This window comes from Pseudomonas sp. PHC1 (assembly GCF_046487845.1).
GTDB classification, from domain to species: Bacteria; Pseudomonadota; Gammaproteobacteria; order Pseudomonadales; family Pseudomonadaceae; genus Aquipseudomonas; species Aquipseudomonas sputi.
Window position 1 is genome coordinate 19,165 of sequence record NZ_JBJXHJ010000008.1, and the last position, 19,585, is coordinate 38,749.

The following is a 19,585-nucleotide window of genomic DNA, read 5'->3' on the forward strand; positions in this document are numbered from 1 at the left end:
ATACATAGTCACGAAAAGCCGGCTGATCGGCTGATAACAGGCTGACGTTCAAGTCATCGAAAAGGCCGGATCGGCCCTTCTACGGTGTTTCCACTTGATCGACCGGCAGCACCGGTAATGAAGCAAACATTTCAGCGCGGCAAACCTCAAGAATTTCGTCCGCCAATGCCGAATCATCCGGGCAAGCGCGTGACAGGACAATCGCGCCGACCGCCCGCGACAGCAGGTCGATCATTTTCTTTCTCCCCTCGCCCTCTGCGGCATCCGTGCCCACAGGATATTTTTCCGCCAGGGTTTGCAGGATCTGTTCAATGCCTGCGGCAAACGTTGCCTTCACATCGTCCGACTGACGCGCCGCGTCGCCACACAGTGAGGCCATCGTGCAACCGCTGCCGCGTCCGTCGCGATGTTCTCTGTTCACGTAGACGTCGATGAAACCGGGAACATCGAGCGCCTGGGCGCCGGTCAACGATTTGCCAAGACTGCAGGCCGAGGCTTCGGCCATCAGGTCGGCCTTCGAGCCGAAGTGCTTGTAGAAGCCTCCATGGGTGAAACCGGCAGCCGCCATGAGATCGGCCACACCGACGCCATCAAACCCACGTTCACGGAACAGCGCTGAAGCCGTTTCAACGATGTGTTCTCGATTGGCCTGCGCCTGGGCCTTGGTCACTCTCACGTGCAATACCTCGTGTTTAGCGGGAATTCCTGCGCTCGATGATACATTGATGTTATCCATAATCAAAACGGTTGACAGTTTAGATTTCGATCATCATCCTAATTCCACACCCCACCGATCTCCCTCAACGGGCACGGAAGAATCATCAGATGACCCAGCAGACTCTGTTCACCCCTTACACGCTAGGCAGTCTCACGCTGTCGAACCGCGTCGTTCTCGCACCGCTGACACGCAACCGCGCAGGCCAGGGCTTTGTCCCCAGCGAATACGCGGCCGCCTATTACAGCCAACGCGCCAGCGCCGGTTTGCTGATCAGCGAAGCGACGCAGATTTCCCAACAGGGTCAGGGTTATCAGGACACGCCCGGGATCTACACTCAGGCACAGATTGACGGTTGGCGCACAGTCACCGATGCCGTCCACGCCAAAGGCGGAAAAATCTTCCTGCAGCTTTGGCATGTCGGCCGCGTGTCGCACGTTGACCTGCAAGAAAACGGCGCCGCACCGGTGGCCCCTTCTGCGCTGCGTGCCGCGACCAAAGTGTTCGTCAACAACCGTTTTGAAGACGTCTCCGAACCCCGCGCCCTGGAAACCAGCGAACTGGCGGGGATCGTCTCCGATTTCCGCCAGGCTGCGGCCAACGCGGTCGCTGCCGGGTTCGACGGCGTGGAGATTCACGGTGCAAACGGCTATTTGCTGGATCAGTTTCTCAAGGACAACGCCAATCTGCGCACCGACGCTTACGGCGGTTCGATTGAAAATCGTGCGCGTCTGTTGCTCGAAGTGACGGCGGCGGTCGTCAATGAGATCGGCGCGGATCGCACCGGTGTGCGCCTGTCTCCAGTGTCGCCGGCCAACGGCGTATCCAGCAGCGATCCGCAGGCGCAATTCAATTACGTCGTCGAGCAACTCGACGCCCTCGGCGTGGTTTACCTGCACGTGGTCGAAGGCGCGACCGGCGGCCCGCGTGACGTAGCCCCCTTCGATTTCGACGCCCTGCGCCAGCGCTTCAAAAACACCTATATCGCCAACAACGGCTATGACCTGGACCTGGCGACTGCGCGGCTGGCCGAAGACCAGGCCGATCTGATCGCCTTCGGTCGCCCGTTCATTGCCAACCCGGATCTGGTGGAGCGCCTCAAGCAGGGCGCGCCGCTGTCCGCGTTCAATCCCGCCACCCTGTATGGCGGCGGCGCGGTGGGCTACATCGACTACCCGACGCTGGCTGAATCGAGCGTCAGCGCAAGCTGAGCGCGTTCCGTTTCTCACCTTCTGAAAGAGAGATACCCCATGAGCACTCGCCCTACTGTTCTCATCACTGGCGCCTCTACCGGCATTGGCGCCGTCTACGCCGACCGCTTCGCCCAACGCGGCCACGATCTGGTTCTGGTCGCCCGCGACAAGGCCCGCCTGGACACACTGGCAGCGCGCCTGCGCAGCGAGCACGACGTCGCCGTCGATGTCATCCCGGCAGACCTGACCCAACTGGATGATCTGACCACCGTTGAAAGCCGCCTGCGCGACGACGCCCGTATCGGCATCCTCGTCAACAACGCCGGCGCTGCGCTGTCCGGCCACTTTGTCGACCAAAGCACCGACAGCGTTGCGCAACTGGTGGCCCTCAACACCACGGCGCTGGTGCGGCTCGCCAGCGCCATTGCCCCACGCCTGGCCAAGGCCGGCGACGGCGCGATCATCAACATCGGTTCGGTGGTAGGCCTGGCGCCGGAGTTCGGCATGAGCGTCTACGGTGCGACCAAGGCCTTCGTGCTGTTCCTGTCCCAGGGACTGAGCCTGGAACTGTCGCCGCAAGGTGTCTATGTGCAAGCCGTGTTGCCCGCCGCCACCCGCACGGAAATCTGGGATCGCTCCGGCGTCGACATCAACACCCTGAGCGAAATCATGGAAGTGGGTGATCTGGTGGATGCCGCACTGGTCGGCTTCGATCGTCGCGAACCTGTGACCATCCCGCCGCTGCACGAAGCGGAGCGCTGGGACGACCTGCAGGGCGCACGCCAGGGCCTGCTGGGGCAAATCCGCCAGTCTGCGGTCGCCCAACGCTACCAGACGCCACAGTGATTTTTTGCTAGCGAGCATTCGCGGCAGATTCGATGCAGGCACATGGCATTGCATCGAATCCTGCCCGCTGTCCGGAGTGACAATGAGTTCAATACAGACAAATTCCCGCTCCGGTTCGCCGACGTCATTCATCGACGCAGCGAACCAGTCGATCACGGTCAACGGCATTCCCTTTGCCTACCGCGACACCGGGCCCGCAACCGGCGTGCCGCTTGTACTGTTCAACCATTGGGGCGCGGTGCTGGACAACTTCGACCCCGCGATCATCGATGGCCTGGCGCAAACCAGACGCGTCATCACCACCGACTATCGCGGTATCGGCAACTCGGGTGGGACCGCGCCACTGACGGTGGGTGAAATGGCCGACGATGCCATCCAGCTGATCAGGGCGCTGGGGCTGAAAACCGTGGATGTGCTCGGATTTTCCCTCGGAGGTTTCGTCGCTCAGGACATTGCCCTCAAGGCGCCTGACTTGGTACGCCGGTTGATTCTGACCGGTACTGGACCGGCGGGCGGCACCGGCATCGACAAGGTCGGCACAGTGTTATGGCCATTGATCCTCAAAGGCTTGCTGACCCTGCGCGATCCCAAGTCCTACCTTTTCTTCACCTCGTCGGCCAATGGGCGACGGTCTGCCTCGCAGTATTTAAGACGCCTCAAGGCACGCAAGAACAATCGCGACAAGGGCCCGACACCCCGCGCTTTCCTGCGGCAATTGAAAGCCATCACGGCGTGGGGCAAACAACCGCGACAAGCGCTTGGACGCTTGCGCACGCCGACGCTGGTCGTCAACGGCGACAACGACATCATGGTGCCCAGCATTAACTCGTTTGAACTGGCCAGGCTTATCCCCAACGCACAGTTGGTGATTTATGAGGATGCCGGGCACGGTGGGATTTTCCAGCATCACGCCGACTTTGTGACCAAGGCGCAGGCGTTTCTCGATGCTTGACCACGTCACGCAGCAACACCGCAATGCACCGGCTAGCCTCCTTACTACCAGCAAGAGCCGCACCACGATGAAAGCATTTCTGATTGATGGCTATGGCAAGAACCCCGGACGCATTGGCGAAGCGCCCGCCCCCGCAGTCGGTGCCCACGACGTCTTGATCGAGGTCCATGCGAGCAGTATCAACGTGCTGGATTCGAAGATCAGCAAAGGCGAGTTCAAGCTGATTCTGCCCTACGCCTTTCCGTTGATATTGGGCAATGACCTGGCGGGGGTCGTGGTTGAAGTCGGTTCGAAGGTGACACGCTTCAAACCGGGAGACGAGGTGTACGCTCGCCCGCCCGAAGCGCGGATCGGGACGTTCGCCCAATTGATCGCCGTGAACGAAAACGCGGTCGCCCTGAAACCCGCCAATACCGACATGGCACAAGCCGCATCCCTGCCCTTGGTTGCACTGACCGCCTGGCAAGTACTGGTTGAAACCGCCCGGCTGCAAAAGGGCCAGAAAGTGCTGATTCACGCGGGTTCCGGCGGCGTCGGCACAAGTGCGATTCAGCTTGCCAAACACCTCGGTGCGTTTGTCGCCACAACTACCAGCACCGCCAATGTCGAATGGGTCAAGGCGCTGGGGGCCGATCTAGTCATCGACTATAAACAGCAGAACTTCGAAAATGTGCTGCATGACTACGACGTGGTGCTGAACAGCCTCGGCGCCGACGTGCTGAAGAAGTCACTCAAAGTCCTGAAGCCCGGCGGCCAACTCATTTCCATCTCGGGCCCACCCACTGTGCAGTTCGCGCGGGAGCAAGGATTGTCCTGGCCATTGCAGCAAGTCATGCGCCTGCTGAGCCTTGGCATTCGTCGCAAAGCGCGCAAGCAGGATGTCAGCTACGCGTTCGTGTTCATGCGGGCCAATGGCGCTCAACTGCAACACATCACCGCGCTCGTGGAGGACGGGATCATCAAACCAGTGGTTGATCGTTCCTTCCCCTTTGAATCAACGGCCGAGGCATTGAAGTACGTCGAGCGGGGACGCGCCAAGGGCAAGGTCGTTGTTTCGCTCAAATGACCACGCAGCCTACTCATGAGTCGACCATAGAAACTGCACAGCTTTTACTGCTTGAGCGCTCATCATCCGAAGTGATTTCGCCAGAGGTGCAGGAACAGCAAGCGCCGCAACCGGATGTTGCGCGGGTTGAACCGCCCGTTATCGTTTGGCGCAGTTTGATGCTTGAGCCATAAGGCGAAACCGGTTGCAGGTGATCTCGTCAGGCTGTCGCGTTCGGCTCGCCAAGATGAACTTCCGTGGCATTGCGTCCGGCCAGCCAGGCCAGCACAGACGCGGCGACCAGGACAGCGGCGCTAAGCTCGAAGGTGGCTTTGTAACCGCTCAGATCAAACGCCAGGCCGCCAACGATTGCGCCGCCGGCGATCGCCAGTTGGACGATGGCCACCAGCAAGCCGCCTCCCGCTTCCGCATCATCCGGGAGCGTCTGCGCCAGCCACGTCCACCAACCAACCGGCGCGGCTGTGGCGACCAGTCCCCAAAGTCCGAGCAACACGGCGGTCAGCACCGGCGATTTGCCGAAGCTGACCAACGCCAGCGCGATCACCGCCATGATCAGCGGAATGGCGGTCAGCGTGCGGTAGAGGCCACGGCCCATAAACCGTTCGATCAGAAAGGTGCCGATAAAACCTGCCAGCCCCAGGCCCAGTAGCATCAAAGACAATGTTGAAACACTGACACCGGTGACCCCTTCGAGAAATGGCCGCAGGTAAGTGAACAGCATGAACTGGCCCATGAAAAAGACGCTGACGGCGACCATGCCCAAAGCCACTGGCAATTGCCTCATCAACCGCAGAACGTTGCCGCTACCGGCCTGGCGCTCGGCCTTGAAAGACGGAAGGCTGATCAGTAGCCACACGGCGGCAAGCACCGCGACCGGAACCACACAGAAGAATGCGCCGCGCCAGCCGATCAACGAACCAAGAAAGCTGCCCGCCGGTGCGGCGATGACCGTGGCCAAAGCGTTGCCGCCATTGACGATGGCCAGCGCACGGGAAACCTGTTCAGGCTTCACCAGGCGCATGGCAGTCGCCGCCGACAGCGACCAGAAACCACCAATCGCAATCCCGATCAACGCACGTCCGAACATGAACGACGGGTAGCCCGGGGCGAGCGCGACGACCGTTCCGGAGACGATCATCAGCAAGGTCAGGCCCAGCAGAAGCTGCTTGCGTTCGATGCGAGCGGCGACCGAGGCGATCAACAAACTGGTGATCAAGGCAAAGCCACCGGACACGGAAATCCCCTGCCCGGCCTGGCCTTCGGTGATGTGCAGGTCTGCCGCAATCGGCGTCAGCAGGCTGACGGGCATGAACTCTGAAGCGACCAGAGCGAATGCGGCCAGCGACATCGCCAGCACGGCGCTCCAGCCGCCTGTTCTTTTAGAAGGATCTGAAGAAGGAAACGTCATGGAAACTACCTGTGGTGCGAAAAACGTGTGGGGTGTGATGCGCAGGGGCAAACAGTTTGTCGCCCGTCCGGGCATTGTCCCTGTAACAGATAGACACATTCTCCCGGTCAGTCCGGTGCTTCCCTAGCGCATTCCTCTTGAATGCTTGCCTGATCCTCTGGCGATGCAGGGTGATGGATAGGAAACGTCTCGCGCGCGGATTAGAGTTCGGTCAACAGGAGTGACCCGACATGATCCCGACCCCTCTGCCCCAGGAATCGCCCTTGGCCGTGCACATCGATCGGCGTGTGAACGCGCCGGGTGACTTCGCCACGTCGATACCCGGGCTGTCGCTGTTTCGTCGCGACCAGCCGGCGCCTCCCGTTGTGTGCATGATCGAACCCAGCCTGATTCTCGTGGGTCGCGGCGAAAAGCGCTTGTGGGTCGGTGGTGAGGGCTACAGCTATGACCCGTCGCGGTTTCTGGTCACGTCGCTGGACCTGCCCGCCAACTCCGAAGTGATGCTCGCCAGTCCCGAACAGCCCTGTGTCGGCCTCGTGCTGAAACTGGATGTCAGCATGCTTGCCGAGGTCATTACCAAGAGCGGCTTGCCCGCGAAACGCCAGCCATCAACGGGTACGGGCGCCGCGATTGGCAGCCTGTCGTCAGCGCTGGAAGACGCGCTCGATCGCCTGCTGGCCCTGCTCGATGAACCCGAGGCGATCCCGGTCCTGGCGCCGCTGATTCTGCGAGAAATCCACTATCGGCTGCTCCACACCGACCAAGGCCCGCGGCTACGGCAGATCACTGCCGTCGATGGCCAGGGTTATCGCATCGCCAAGGCCATCGACTGGCTCAAGGTCAACTACACCGATGCCCTGCGCATCGACGATCTGGCCGCGCGGGTGCAGATGAGCGCGCCGACCTTTCACCATCATTTCCGCCAGCTCACCGGCATGAGTCCGCTGCAGTATCAGAAATGGCTGCGGTTGAACGAGGCCCGCCGACTGATGCTGGTCGAGCGCCTCGACGTTTCGCGCGCGGCGTTTGCGGTCGGCTATGAAAGTCCTTCGCAGTTCAGCCGTGAATACGGCCGGCTGTTCGGCACCGCGCCGAGTCGTGACATGGCCCTTTTGCGCGGGCAGCCATACGAGGCAGAAGCACTCGGCACACTAGTGAATTGAACGAAAACCGGTGATGCGCCTCGCCGCGTGTCACCGCTCATAACAATGCACGTCAACCGATGATCAAGCGGGTGAATCATGGAACTACGAATCAACCAGAAGACCTATCAGGTCGATGCCGACGCCGATACGCCCTTGCTGTGGGTGATCCGCGATGATCTGGGCATGACCGGCACCAAGTACGGCTGCGGACTGGCGCAATGCGGCGCCTGCTCGGTGCTGGTGGACGGCAATGTGGTGCGTTCGTGCGTCACGCCGGTGGCGGGTGTGGTCGGCCGCGAAGTCACCACGATTGAGGCCATCGAGGCCGATGACGTAGGCAAACGGGTGGTCTCGACCTGGGTCGATCTGCAGGTCGCCCAGTGCGGCTACTGCCAGTCCGGGCAGGTGATGGCCGCCACCGCGTTGCTCAAGCAAAACCCCAAACCGAGTGATGCGCAGATCGAGGCGGCGATGGTCAACCTGTGCCGCTGCGGTACTTACAACGCCATTCATGCCGCCGTGCATGAGCTTGCCGGCAAGGGGGACGCGTGATGAACGTTCGTATCGACCCTTCGCAGCACGCTTCAGTACTGGATCTGCAGGAACCGATCAATGTGTCGCGCAGACGTTTTCTGACCGGTACCGCCGTCGGCGCATTGGTGCTCGGCTTCGGTCTGCCACTCGGTGTGACACGGGTACAAGCGGCAGCGGCAGCGACGGCCGAGCGCGGCACACAGGTCCCGGCATTCCTCGAAATCCGCCCGGACAACCGCGTGCGCCTGCTCTGTCCGTTCATGGAAGGCGGACAGGGTACGTTCACCGCCATGGCGCAGATCGTCGGTGAAGAACTGGATGCCGACCCGGCGACCTTCCTCGTCGAAGCCGCGCCGCCCGGCGAAGCCTATGTGGTGATGGAAAACGGCCTGCGCATCACCGGCGGCAGTATGTCGGTGCGCATGAGTTACCCGGTCATGCGTCGCCTCGGCGCCCTCGCCCGCGCCATGCTGTTGCAGGCCGGCGCGCAGCAACTGGGCGTGCCGGTGAGCGAGTTGACCACCGAGCCTGGCAAAGTCGTGCATGCCAAGTCGAACCGCTCGCTGACGTACGGTGAACTGGCCGAGCGCGCGATGGATCTGCCGGTTCCCGATCCGGCCTCGGTGAAGCTGCGTGATCCGAGTCAGTTCCGCTGGATCGGCAAACCGGTGAAGCGTCTCGACGCTTACGACAAATCCACCGGCAAGGCGCTGTACAGCATCGATCTGAAAGTCGACGACATGCTGCATGCCGCCGTTCAACATGCCCCGCGCCTGGGGATGACCGTGGGCAACTTGCGCAACGAAGACCAGGTCAAGGCGATGAAAGGCGTGCATTCCGTGCACCGTCTGCCGGGCGCTGTAGCGGTGGTCGCCGAGCGCTGGTGGCACGCCAAACGTGCCGTCGAGGCGATCCAGGTCGACTGGCAAGAGCCGACGGCCGACAGCCAAGTGCGGCCGATGCCCGCCGACTTTTCCAGCGATGCCTGGTTCAAGCGCCTCGCTGAAGATAAAAGCCCCGCCAAAGATGATGAACACGAAGGCGATGTGGCTTCGATTCTCAAGGAGACCAAGGCCCGGATCGACGCCACTTACCACAACCAATACCTGAACCACGGACAGCTGGAGCCGCCTTCAGCACTGGCCCGATTCAATCCGGATGGTTCGCTTGAGGTCTGGCTGCCGAATCAGGCGCCGGACATGTTCCGCGCCGACATCGCCAAACGCACCGGGCTCGATCCGTCACGCATCACCTTGCATTCGCCGCTGTTGGGCGGGTTCTTCGGTCGGCATTTCCTCTACGACTCGGCCAGTCCCTACCCTCAGGCCATCGCGCTGGCCAAAGCGGTTGGGCGCCCGGTCAAACTGATCTGGAGTCGCGAAGAAGAGTTCCTGCGTGACGTGCTCCGCCCGGTTGCCGCAGTGAATTTCCGTGCCGCACTGGACAACGATGGCTGGCCGCTGGCAATTGAAGCGATCAGTGCCACCGAAGGCCCGACCGAAGCCCTCGCCGGCAAGCAAGGTGAAAAGCTCGACCCGACGGCGCTTGAAGGCTTGTCGGGCAAGTCCTACGCGATCCCCAACAAACGCATCGCACAGATCTACGTCAAAGGCCCGGCGATGCTCGGCTACTGGCGTTCGGTGGGTAATTCGCTCAACGACTTTTTCTATGAGTCGTTCCTCGATGAACTGGCCGACAAGGGTGGCAAAGATCCGTTCGACCTGCGCCTGCATTTGCTGCGCGACAACAAGCGTTTGACCACCCTGCTGCAAGCGGTGGGTGAACTGTCGGGCGGCTGGAAGCGCGGCCCGTTTACTGCCGAGGACGGCAGCCGACGTGCGCGCGGGGTGGCCATGGCTTCGCCGTTCGGTACCGAGACGGCGGTGATCGCCGAGGTGTCCATCAAGAACGGCCAGGTCAAGGTGCATGACATCTGGCAGGCGATTGATCCGGGCAGCATCGTCAACCCGGCGATTGTCGAGGCTCAGGTCAATGGCGCCGTAGCACTGGGACTGTCGCAGACGTTGGTGGAAGAAGCCGTGTGGATCGATGGCAAACCCCGGGCGCGCAACTACGACTTGTATCCGATCCTGCCGCCTGCGCGGATGGCACGGGTCCATGTGCGGGTGGTCGAGAGCGGGGAAAAAATGGGTGGCATTGGTGAACCGCCGTTGCCTGCGGTCGCGCCCGCTGTCGCTAACGCGGTGGCAGCGCTGACCGGTCAGCGAGTGCGCAGCCTGCCCATGAGCCGACACACCTTCAGTTGATCAGCGCCGGAGCGTCCATGAATAACAGCCGATTCGCAAGAACCGCTGGCTGGCTGGCGGTGCCGTGCATGGTCGCGGCAGGCCTGCTGGCCTGGTATGTCACCCGCGAGCCTGTCTCGCGCCTGGAGAACCACCAGATCGCCGTGGCCGACATCGACCCGGCGCTGGTCGCCCGTGGCGAATACGTCGCCAGGCTCAGCGATTGCGTGGCCTGTCACAGCGTGCCGGGCGGTGCGCCATTCGCCGGTGGGCTGGAAATGGCCACGCCGCTGGGCTCAATCCATGCGACCAATATCACCCCGGACACAGAAACCGGCATCGGTCACTACAGCCTGGCGGACTTCGACCGTGCCGTTCGCCACGGCGTGGCGCCCGACAGTCGCCGTCTGTACCCGGCGATGCCCTACCCGTCCTACGCCAAGCTCAGTGATGACGATGTTCGAGCGCTGTATGCTTTCTTCATGAAAGGCGTGGCACCGGTGAAACAAGCGAACATCCCGAGCGGGATTCCGTTTCCGCTGAACCTGCGTTGGCCGATTGCGCTGTGGAACGGTGTATTTGTTGACACCGAACCTTATGTGACTAAACCGTCGCAGGATGAACGATGGAACCGCGGCGCTTATCTCGTGCAGGGCGCCGGGCACTGCGGCAGTTGCCACACGCCGCGCAGCCTGGCGTTCAACGAGAAGGCACTGGATGAGTCCGGCAAGCCATACCTCGCCGGCGCCCTGCTCGATGGCTGGTACGCGCCGAGCCTGCGCGATGACCACAACACCGGGCTGGGCCGCTGGAGTGAGCAGGAGATCGTGCAGTTCCTCAAGACCGGTCGCAACCAGCACGCAGTGGTCTACGGCTCGATGACCGAGGCGTTCAACAACTCCACGCAGTTCATGAGCGACGACGATCTGACGGCCATTGCCCACTACCTGAAGTCGCTTCCGGGAGATCGCGAACGGGATGGCGCGCCTTGGCAGTATCAAGCGGTTTCGGCAGCGCAACGTCTGGACTCGCCCGGTGCACAGACCTACGTGACGCGCTGTGCGTCGTGCCACGGTCTGGACGGCAAGGGTCAATCGCAATGGATGCCGCCGCTGGCCGGCGCGACTTCTGCAATGGCCAGGGAAAGTGCCTCGGCAATCAACATCACCCTCAATGGTTCGCAACGAGTGGTGGCGGCCGGCGTGCCGGATGCCTATCGCATGCCGGCCTTCCGTGAGCAGCTGTCGGATCAGCAGATCGCCGAAGTGCTGACGTTCATGCGCAGCAACTGGGGCAATCAGGGCAGCGCCGTTGATGCGCAGACCGTGGGCAAACTGCGTGAACACACCGATCCGGCCAGCAGCAGCCCGATCATCCTGCAGATGCGTTAAGAGGAAAACCGGATGGAAAGCATCGACTTGCTGGTCCTGCGCACAGCGCAAGACCAGCAAGTCGCCTGCTAACGTGTGTGTCATTAAAAATCGATCTGCCTGCCACCGATTTGAGTTTCCGTGTCATTCAGGCCGGCAACCATGGCCGAAGCACTGATCGCGTTTTGATTCGCCCAATCACGAAGCCTTGTAAACTCGTCCTTGCGCATTTTGCTCATGGGGACCAGGCGCGAAATAGTGGTTTCGAAATCAGCCATCGTCAGATCGCTTGCATCATCAAAACCATTCATGCGCCGTGAGAACGCTTCAATCAGGGAATCCCCGACCCAGGCTTCGATCTCAGCACCAGAAAGCACAACGTCCTGACCAAAGTTCGACTCGCCTCCTAAAGCAGACAACCGATCCAGATCGAATTTTTCCGGGTCACGCTTCAATTTCTTCAGGTGTATTTCAAGAATCTTCTTTCTTTCCAGTGTCGACGGAAAATCAACGAAAAATATTTCGTCGAACCGCCCCTTCCTCAACAACTCCGGCGGCAGGCTATTGATATTGTTGGCGGTAGCAAACACAAAAACAGGCGCCGTTTTTTCTTGCATCCAGGTCAGCAACGTGCCGAATACCCGTGTAGCCGTGCCACCGTCCGATGCTCCTCCGGAAGAACCGGAAAGACCTTTTTCAATTTCGTCGATCCACAGGATGCAGGGGGAAACCGCTTCTGCGGTACGCAGGGCGGAACGAATATTGGATTCTGAAGAGCCAACCACCCCCTGAAAGATCTTGCCCATGTCCAATCGCAGTAAAGGCATGTTCCATGACGACGCTACGCATTTCGCCGTCAGCGACTTGCCGCAACCGGGAACACCAGTCAAGAGCAAACCTTTCGGGGTTCCGACACCGAACTCCTTGGCAAGCTGCCCAAAACACTGGCTACGCAAATGGAGCCACTTCTTGAGCGTTGCCAGCCCTCCGACATCCTCAAGATTCAGCTTTGAGTCGATGTATTCCAGGATCCCTGTCTTGCGTATGATTTGTTTTTTCTCGGAAAGCAGATCGTTTACGGTGTTTTCATTCAAACTCAAACTGGATACCAATGAACGAGACAGACTATTGTCAATCTCCAATCCCGTGAGACCCAATGCGGCATCAATGAGTTTGTCTCTGACTTCGCTGGAAAGATCAATCTTGACGCTGTCATTACCTTGCCAGGAATTAACAAAGTTATTTACCTGACCCTTGACTTCGTCTCTTGACGGCAAAGGAAAATCAATCAGCGTGATTTCCTTTTGAAGATCATTGGCAATTTCAAAGCTGGGCGCTACGACAATGCAATTACTTCGATACCCAAGTGAGCGGATATTGATGGCCAAGTCTCGAAGTCGGCGGCGATAAACCGGATTGGAGCTTGAGCCAAGGTAGTTATGTGCATCACAAAAAACAAAGATATTCTTGCTGCCCTCCTCCTTCGCCTTTTCTTCGCAAAAATCCAGGGCCATTTTCAAATCAAAGGTTTTATCTCCGGCCACGACGCCATTTATCTGCACGCCCATCGTCGAGTTCCAGACGAATAAGCGATGGCTCAGCGTCTTGGCAATTTCAGAAATTTCATTGAGTGCACGCTCCTCCTCAAAAGTCTCGATGACCAAAATCGCATAACGCGCCTTGAGGTAATCTGTGATTTGCTTGGTGCGGTTCATGCCTGTTATCCCTGCGCTTGAACTGGGTTATAGATGAATCGGAAAACCGGTTTTGGTAACGCCAGAATTTGAAACAACAAACTCGACTACTCGTTTGGCACGGAAAAAATCCATATCGACTCTGTCGCTGGTTTGAATAATCTGTTTGTGCTGATAGGGATGTTGCGCGTTTTGCCGATACCGACCCGCCAGTGTCAAGTCTACGGCCTTGACAACACGGATCATGGCTTCATTCCCGAATATCTCTTTCGGCGTATAGCCGGTATAAAGTATCCAGTTTTTCTCGCCATCGACGGCATGTATCAATTGCTCCAGGGCTAGCGCCTGATCGAGTGGTTCCCCTCCGGATAGCGTAACCCCCGCGATGTCCAGTGCATTTATCTTCTGTGCCAATTCATGAACCGACATCAGCGCACTTGCTTCGCGAGCGTGGGTACTCTGATTGAAGCATCCCTTGCAATTCAGCGCACAACCCTGCACCCATAATACCAAGCGCAACCCGGGTCCATTAATGCTGCTCAACTCCATATGGTGCACATTGATTTGCATTCAGAAATTCGCACTGAAGATTTTAAGGGTTTGTTCTTCATGGACGACGGTATATTCCGGCTTCCACTCCGTCACAAGCTCTGCGGTAGGGCTGGAAAGCAGAGATTCAAGCTCTTCAGTAAGCTTTGTGCAGACATCTCCTTTTACGCCACGCACTTCTTCTGTAATTTCATCGCCCGTGACAGTGACGTGAATGCTGTATTCGTAGTGGGGTCCAAATTCAATCTCGAACCCTTGAAGCGTTTCTTTTACTTTTGATGGAACACCTGATGCGTCTATGCGCCGGACGGTTTCATCGACGGCTATGCTGATATACGCTTTCTGGAACGCCAACGCCAAATCAGCCATTATCGCTTCATCACCGGCCGAGACAGTCTCCCGTTCGATAAGGAGTTTGTAGGAACCCTCCTCGATTTTACAAACGAACAGATTGAAGTTGTCCGCCGTTTCGGCACAAACAGCTCTGAATTGTTGCGTACCCATATAGCCGATTCTGCCCAGCACGTTTTTACTGAATTCGCTGGTAAACATGGAAACCAGACCAGTCGTTGGAATAAGCCCCATCTTGCCGAAGGCTTTGGCAATAGCCTCTTCATTGGCATAGGAAAATTCAAACTTTGTACAATGGGACATTGTTAAAGCTCCAGCCTGCGACCGGGAGCAACTTCTTCGGCGTTCTGGATAGCTGCCAATACGGCAGGGGCAACCTCAATATTGCGCATAGGCGCCATCTCAGCCTCGGACGCAGTGTCTTTTGAAATCGAGGCTGGCGTGCCAGAGTGGACAACCACACGACGTCGTTGCGCTGGCTGTGGCGCTCCACTACCCGAAAGAAGGCTTGCATCTATCGTTTCCAACAGCTTTCTGACTACCAGTACCGGATTGGAGGTGAGCTTTTCATATAGACCAATGCACAACAACACATCTGTACCATCATTGAACTGCAACTTCACAAAGTAACTTTGACTCTCGTTACCACAGATGCCAATGCCCGAGATCTGACTCAGTTCACGTGACAGCTTTACCCAACCTTGCCCATCAAACGACGCCACCACCAACTTTGTCGCCGTTGCTGCAAAGGCGTTACTACCCGTTTTAATGTCGTCAGAATCAAAGTTCTGGTAACTGACCAGAATTTTCTCCCCTGCCGGGAATCCCAGAGCAGTTGCCAAATATTCATTTGTCGAGAAATCCACATCTTCGTGAAACTTCAGGCTTTTGGAAAAAATATAAAGGCCATAGATAGCTGCCAACCCATAACCGATTGACTTTATCGCGTCTTCCGGTGCAAGGGCCGCAAGACCTGCAAAAATAAGGACACAGATTCCGTAACCATAATTTACGGCCTTTTGCGTAATGAATTTTTTATTCCTGTAAAGCTTGAATGTTTTACCGGGTATATATGTTGTTGCAGGTATAAACAGCACACCGCCCGCCCCAAAAAAAATAAAACCAATAGCCCCCATTGCAGCTTGACGATATTGCCCACTTTGCAGCCCTTCAAGAAACATCCACGCACCGGCGATAATAAAAACAGGTAAGAATGCCAGAATCACAATTCCAATTATCTTACCTTTGGTGGCCATCGCCATTTTCCACAGAGGGATAGTCTTTATCATTCACAAACCTTCCAAGTTGGTGCACAAGCGCGTAGTGAGGGATGACTGTAGAACGAGTCATGACCCTATGCTACATGACGGCCTTTGCTTTATCACGCGCGCTAGAGGGTCTGAAGTAGCCGTGTGTTTCGGTATGAATTCGATCTCCCATGTACGACAAAGCCCCGATTAGTCGGGGCTTTGTCGTTTCTGGCGTTCTAAAAATCCTGCCTATTAGGATAAGCCCGCACCGACCAACAGGCTGGCAACGGGCAAACCCGAACAGCCATCGAGCACCTTAGGCGAACGACGTCTCGTGCTCGCTTTCGTGGACATAGATCCACGAGATGCCCGATGGCGATGCAGGGTCCAGCCGCATGAGCGCCGAATCGACTTTCTTCTTGGTGATCCCGTTCTTGACCAGGTCGAAAACCGTGAGGAAGCAGTCACCAGGAAGCGGCGTGATCGAGAGATTGATGATGTGCGACTCCGGGCTGCCGGCACGTTTGCCGTGCAGCCCCCAAAGACGTTCCCAGTAGTTCTCGCGGTCCATGATCTGACCGTCCGTGAGCACCACCCGAAAATCGTTCGCCAGGGCATCGTACAAAGGCTTTATCGCGTCTTTCGACTGGGAAGCCACGCCGCGCGACCACGGGAAAAAGAGGTTGTACCAGCGGTACACCTCGGCTTTGACGAGTGCGGTGTTATCGGCTGTTTCGGTGACTCGGCTGATTGCCATCTGCGTTCTCCTTAACGAGGTCAAAGGCGCGGGTTTTCCGTTGCGCATCGCCTGGGCGATGCTCCGCGCCTCATTCAAGATCCATCCTGAAATCAACGTCACGGGGCCAGCTCCAATGCGCGTCAATGACTTCAGAATTTCTCCTGTCATTTGGCTGGCCCGGCCACAAAAGTAGGCGCCAACCTGTTGGTCTGCATTGGAAGCTGACAAACGGTTTTCCCGCTGAATGCGCTGCAAGGGCCGCGCTTGAGCTGTTCCGTGCAAGCTCAGCCCCCCCCTCCTTCTTCCACTGCGCGATTTCACATTTTTTTCACGAAGCGCTTTGTCGCTGTAAAAAACCCTGACACAATTATTAGCAATGATTCTCAACAGCTCTTTATTTGCTATTTAAAAATCAGGAAGCCTTCATGTCGCGCACCACCTCGCAAGATCGTTTCAATCCGTCACGCAATCTCCTGTCGATGGCCATCTGTATGGCTGTCATGGCCCCGGCGCTGGCCGATGAAACCCGCGAGGTGCAGGACACCGCCCCGCCCGCCACCCTCGAACTCGGTGCGACCGCGATCACCTCCACCCAACTGGGCAGCACCACCGAAGGCTCCGAGTCGTACACCACCGGCACCATGGCCACCGCCACCAAGCTGCCGTTGACCCTGCGCGAAACACCGCAAGCCGTCACCGTCATCACCCGCCAGCGCATGGACGATCAGGCGATGACCAGCATCAATGATGTGGTCAACGCCACGCCGGGGCTGTTCCTCGACTTCTCCAACGGGCCCGGCCGGCAGTCCTACAAAGCCCGGGGTTTCGACATCGACAACCTGATGTACGACGGCATACCGAGCGGCTACAACGGCGCGAACGTCGGATCCCAGCCGAATCTGGCGATGTTTGATCGGGTTGAAGTCGTACGCGGTGCGACCGGTCTGGTGACCGGTGCCGGCAACCCTTCGGCGGCGATCAACCTGGTCCGCAAACGGCCATTGGCCGAGCAGCGCGTGACCCTGACCGGCGCCGCCGGAACCTGGGACAACTATCGCGGCGAGATCGATGCTTCCAGCCCACTCAACGACAGCGGCACCCTGCGCGGTCGGGTCGTCACGTCCTACCGCGACGCCAACAGTTTCATCGATGACGTGGACGAGCAACACAACCTGTTCTACGCCGTCACCGAGGCGGATCTGAGCGAAGACACCACCCTGACCCTCGGTTTCTCGCACCAGAAGGACCGGACCAACTACTTCTGGGGTTCGTCGATGATCGGCCTCGACGGCCATCACCTCGACCTGCCGCGCTCGTACAACCCCGGCACCTCCTGGGAGGACAAGGATCAGGAGATCAACACCGTTTTCGCCGAAATCCGTCAGCAACTGGCCAACGACTGGACGCTGCAGGTCAACGCCAACTATTCCGAACAGAACGCGCTGTTCTCCGGCTCCTACCAGTCGCGCTGGGTCAACGACACCCTGGCCCGCACGGTTTACCAGTCCAAGGCCGATGAAAACCAGGCCGGTCTGGACGCCTTCTTCAGCGGCCCGTTCGAAGCCTTCGGGCGCAGCCATGAACTGGTGGTCGGTGCCAGCAAACGCATCTATGACCTGACCACCCACAACTACTCGCCGTACGACACCAACTGGCCGATCAACGCCGGCAAGCCGGACTTCGTCCACACCAACAACACGCGCGAAGTCACCACTCAGGACGGCGTGTACCTGACCACTCGCCTGAGCCTGGCCGATCCGCTGAAGCTGATCCTCGGCGGACGTCTGGACTGGTACGACTACGACAACCGCGATGGCGACGGCGATTACAAAGTCACCCGCAACGTCACCCGCTATGCCGGCCTGATCTACGAGCTGGACGACCATCATTCGGTGTACGCCAGCTACAGCGACATCTTCACCCCGCAGAGCAACAAGGACACCTCCGGCAGTCCGGTCAAGCCGATCGTGGGCAAGAACTACGAGGTCGGCATCAAGGGCGAATACCTGGGCGGCGCGCTGAACGCCAGCCTCGCCGTGTTCCGGGTCGATCAGGAAAACCGCGCGGTGCAGGTGTTCGTGCCGAACTGCCCGCAGTCTTCCTGCTATGAAGCCTCCGGCGAGATTCGCAGCCAGGGTATCGACTTCGAACTGCAAGGCGCCCTCACCGACAACTGGCAGGTCGGCGGCGGCTACACCTACGCCCGCACCCACACCATCAAGGACGCGGCGAACCCGCAGAAGGTCAACAAGCAGTTCGACACTGACACGCCGGAACACCTGTTCAAACTCACCACCCGCTACAACTTCCAGGGCCCGCTGCAAAAGCTGCGCGTGGGCGGCAACATCTCCTGGCAGAGCCGCCTGTACAACGACATCGAACTGCTCGATGGCGGCAACTACCGCCTCAAGCAAGGCGCGTATGCGGTGACTGACCTGATGGCCGGCTACCGGGTCAATGACAACCTCGACTTGCAGCTCAACGCCAACAACATCTTCGACCGCAAGTACTACTCCACCATCGCCAATTCCGTCAGTTACGGCGGCGACAGCTACGGCACCCCGCGCAACATGATGTTGACGGCCAAATACACCTTCTAAGCTGTCGGGGCGCAGGGACGCGCCAGAATGTCTTCCAGAAAATCGATGAACACATTGATACGACTGGAGCCCCGGTGATTGGGCAGATACAACGCATTGATGCAGCAGCTCGCATTACCGGGGTTGACTTCATAACCCTCCAGCAGTCGCGTCAACCGCCCCGCCTCGACGTCGGCACGCACCAGCCAATCGGCCAGCAGAGCCACCCCGCGCCCCGCCACCGCGGCTTCACGCAGGATGTCGGCGTTGTTGCTTTGCAGGCGGCCATGCACATTGAGCTGGATGGTTTCGTCGTCGCCCTGGAACGTCCAGTGCTGGTGCGCAGCACCGTAATCGAAGCGCAGGCATTGATGCTCGAGCAAGTCTCGCGGGTGCAAAGGCGCAGCGTGATGATTCAGGTAATCCGGACTCGCCACCACCCAGCGCTGGAAGCCGCCCACGCGCTTGCTGACGATATCGTCACTGACCACTGACGAGCCCAGTCGCACCGAGACATCGATCTGCTCACTCAGCAGATCGCTGACCTGATCGCTCAACGACACACTGACTTCCAGCCCCGGATGGCGGTCGAGCAATATCCCCAATTGCGGTGCAATGATCTGGCGGCCGAATTCCACCGGCACGCTGATGCGCAGGCGTCCCTGCGCCTCGCTGCCACGGTCGGCGACAACCGCGTCGGCCTCGTCGATGGCATCGAGAATGGCCACCGCTTTCTCGAAATAGGTTTGGCCGGCGACCGTCACGCTGGTGTTGCGTGTCGTGCGGTTGAGCAGGCTGGCGCCCAGCTCGTGTTCCAGCCCCGCCACCTGGCGTGTCACCGAGGACGTCGAGATGCCGAGTTTGCGCGCCGCCGATGAATAACCACCGCAACGAACGGTTTCAACGAACATCTTCAGTGCCAGCAACTTGTCCATAAGTGGAGCCCGA

17 protein-coding genes are annotated in these 19,585 nt (G+C 58.8%); 9 read left to right on the forward strand and 8 right to left on the reverse strand.

The features are described from left to right. Positions 1–79: 79 nt before the first annotated feature. A complete protein-coding gene (locus ACKJSM_RS13460; protein WP_410238025.1) occupies positions 80–676 on the reverse strand; it encodes a TetR/AcrR family transcriptional regulator in 597 nt (198 codons plus the stop codon). Between the two features lie 149 nt (positions 677–825). On the opposite strand from ACKJSM_RS13460, the gene ACKJSM_RS13465 reads away from it, so the two are divergent. The 4 genes from ACKJSM_RS13465 (at position 826) to ACKJSM_RS13480 (ending at position 4,772) form a co-directional block, all read left to right on the forward strand. Next, positions 826–1,926, forward strand: coding sequence for an alkene reductase (locus ACKJSM_RS13465; protein ID WP_410237821.1), 1,101 nt, complete (start codon positions 826–828; stop codon positions 1,924–1,926). A 39-nt stretch (positions 1,927–1,965) separates the two neighbouring features. Continuing rightward, positions 1,966–2,754, forward strand: coding sequence for an SDR family NAD(P)-dependent oxidoreductase (locus ACKJSM_RS13470; RefSeq protein ID WP_410237823.1), 789 nt, complete (start codon positions 1,966–1,968; stop codon positions 2,752–2,754). Between the two features lie 82 nt (positions 2,755–2,836). Then, complete coding sequence (locus tag ACKJSM_RS13475) at positions 2,837–3,706, forward strand: alpha/beta fold hydrolase (protein ID WP_410237825.1); 870 nt, start codon at positions 2,837–2,839, stop codon at positions 3,704–3,706. Between the two features lie 67 nt (positions 3,707–3,773). After that, a complete protein-coding gene (locus tag ACKJSM_RS13480) occupies positions 3,774–4,772 on the forward strand; it encodes an NADP-dependent oxidoreductase (RefSeq protein WP_410238026.1) in 999 nt (332 codons plus the stop codon). Positions 4,773–4,971: 199 nt separating this feature from the next. Here ACKJSM_RS13480 and ACKJSM_RS13485 read toward each other — a convergent pair whose 3' ends face one another. After that, positions 4,972–6,180 carry an MFS transporter gene (locus ACKJSM_RS13485; protein ID WP_410238028.1) on the reverse strand — a complete coding sequence of 403 codons (1,209 nt, stop codon included), beginning with the start codon at positions 6,178–6,180 and terminating at the stop codon, positions 4,972–4,974. 230 nt (positions 6,181–6,410) lie between these two features. On the opposite strand from ACKJSM_RS13485, the gene ACKJSM_RS13490 reads away from it, so the two are divergent. From ACKJSM_RS13490 to ACKJSM_RS13505, 4 genes are all read left to right on the forward strand, one after another. Next, complete coding sequence (locus tag ACKJSM_RS13490) at positions 6,411–7,343, forward strand: AraC family transcriptional regulator N-terminal domain-containing protein (protein ID WP_410237826.1); 933 nt, start codon at positions 6,411–6,413, stop codon at positions 7,341–7,343. 78 nt (positions 7,344–7,421) lie between these two features. Further along, on the forward strand, positions 7,422–7,877 hold the full coding sequence (locus ACKJSM_RS13495; RefSeq protein ID WP_027613020.1) for a (2Fe-2S)-binding protein: 456 nt from the start codon (positions 7,422–7,424) through the stop codon (positions 7,875–7,877). Beyond that, complete coding sequence (locus ACKJSM_RS13500) at positions 7,877–10,126, forward strand: molybdopterin cofactor-binding domain-containing protein (RefSeq protein ID WP_410237828.1); 2,250 nt, start codon at positions 7,877–7,879, stop codon at positions 10,124–10,126. The genes ACKJSM_RS13495 and ACKJSM_RS13500 overlap by 1 nt, the downstream gene beginning before the upstream one ends. A gap of 17 nt (positions 10,127–10,143) precedes the next feature. Further along, positions 10,144–11,496: a c-type cytochrome gene (locus ACKJSM_RS13505; protein ID WP_410237830.1), complete on the forward strand. Its 1,353-nt coding sequence runs from the start codon at positions 10,144–10,146 to the stop codon at positions 11,494–11,496. A gap of 83 nt (positions 11,497–11,579) precedes the next feature. Here the strand turns inward: ACKJSM_RS13505 and ACKJSM_RS13510 are convergent, their stop codons facing one another. The 5 genes from ACKJSM_RS13510 to ACKJSM_RS13530 all read right to left on the reverse strand — a co-directional run bounded on the left by ACKJSM_RS13510 (position 11,580) and on the right by ACKJSM_RS13530 (position 16,313). Next, a complete protein-coding gene (locus ACKJSM_RS13510) occupies positions 11,580–13,190 on the reverse strand; it encodes an AAA family ATPase (RefSeq protein WP_410237832.1) in 1,611 nt (536 codons plus the stop codon). Between the two features lie 27 nt (positions 13,191–13,217). Continuing rightward, positions 13,218–13,739, reverse strand: coding sequence for a 4Fe-4S single cluster domain-containing protein (locus ACKJSM_RS13515; RefSeq protein WP_410237833.1), 522 nt, complete (start codon positions 13,737–13,739; stop codon positions 13,218–13,220). Further along, on the reverse strand, positions 13,740–14,372 hold the full coding sequence (locus ACKJSM_RS13520; protein WP_410237835.1) for a DUF2997 domain-containing protein: 633 nt from the start codon (positions 14,370–14,372) through the stop codon (positions 13,740–13,742). It lies immediately after the preceding gene. A gap of 2 nt (positions 14,373–14,374) precedes the next feature. Further along, entirely contained in the window at positions 14,375–15,325 is a 951-nt protein-coding gene (locus ACKJSM_RS13525) for a hypothetical protein (RefSeq protein WP_410237837.1), read from the reverse strand. Between the two features lie 310 nt (positions 15,326–15,635). After that, positions 15,636–16,313, reverse strand: coding sequence for a hypothetical protein (locus ACKJSM_RS13530; protein ID WP_410237839.1), 678 nt, complete (start codon positions 16,311–16,313; stop codon positions 15,636–15,638). A gap of 170 nt (positions 16,314–16,483) precedes the next feature. Here ACKJSM_RS13530 and ACKJSM_RS13535 point away from each other — a divergent pair, with 170 nt between their 5' ends. Then, positions 16,484–18,658, forward strand: a complete 2,175-nt coding sequence (locus tag ACKJSM_RS13535) for a TonB-dependent siderophore receptor (RefSeq protein ID WP_410237840.1) — start codon at positions 16,484–16,486, stop codon at positions 18,656–18,658. On the opposite strand, the gene ACKJSM_RS13540 is transcribed toward ACKJSM_RS13535, so the two are convergent. Continuing rightward, positions 18,655–19,572 carry a LysR family transcriptional regulator gene (locus ACKJSM_RS13540; protein ID WP_236182595.1) on the reverse strand — a complete coding sequence of 306 codons (918 nt, stop codon included), beginning with the start codon at positions 19,570–19,572 and terminating at the stop codon, positions 18,655–18,657. The two genes, ACKJSM_RS13535 and ACKJSM_RS13540, sit on opposite strands and share 4 nt — an antisense overlap. Between the last annotated feature and the right edge of the window lie 13 nt (positions 19,573–19,585).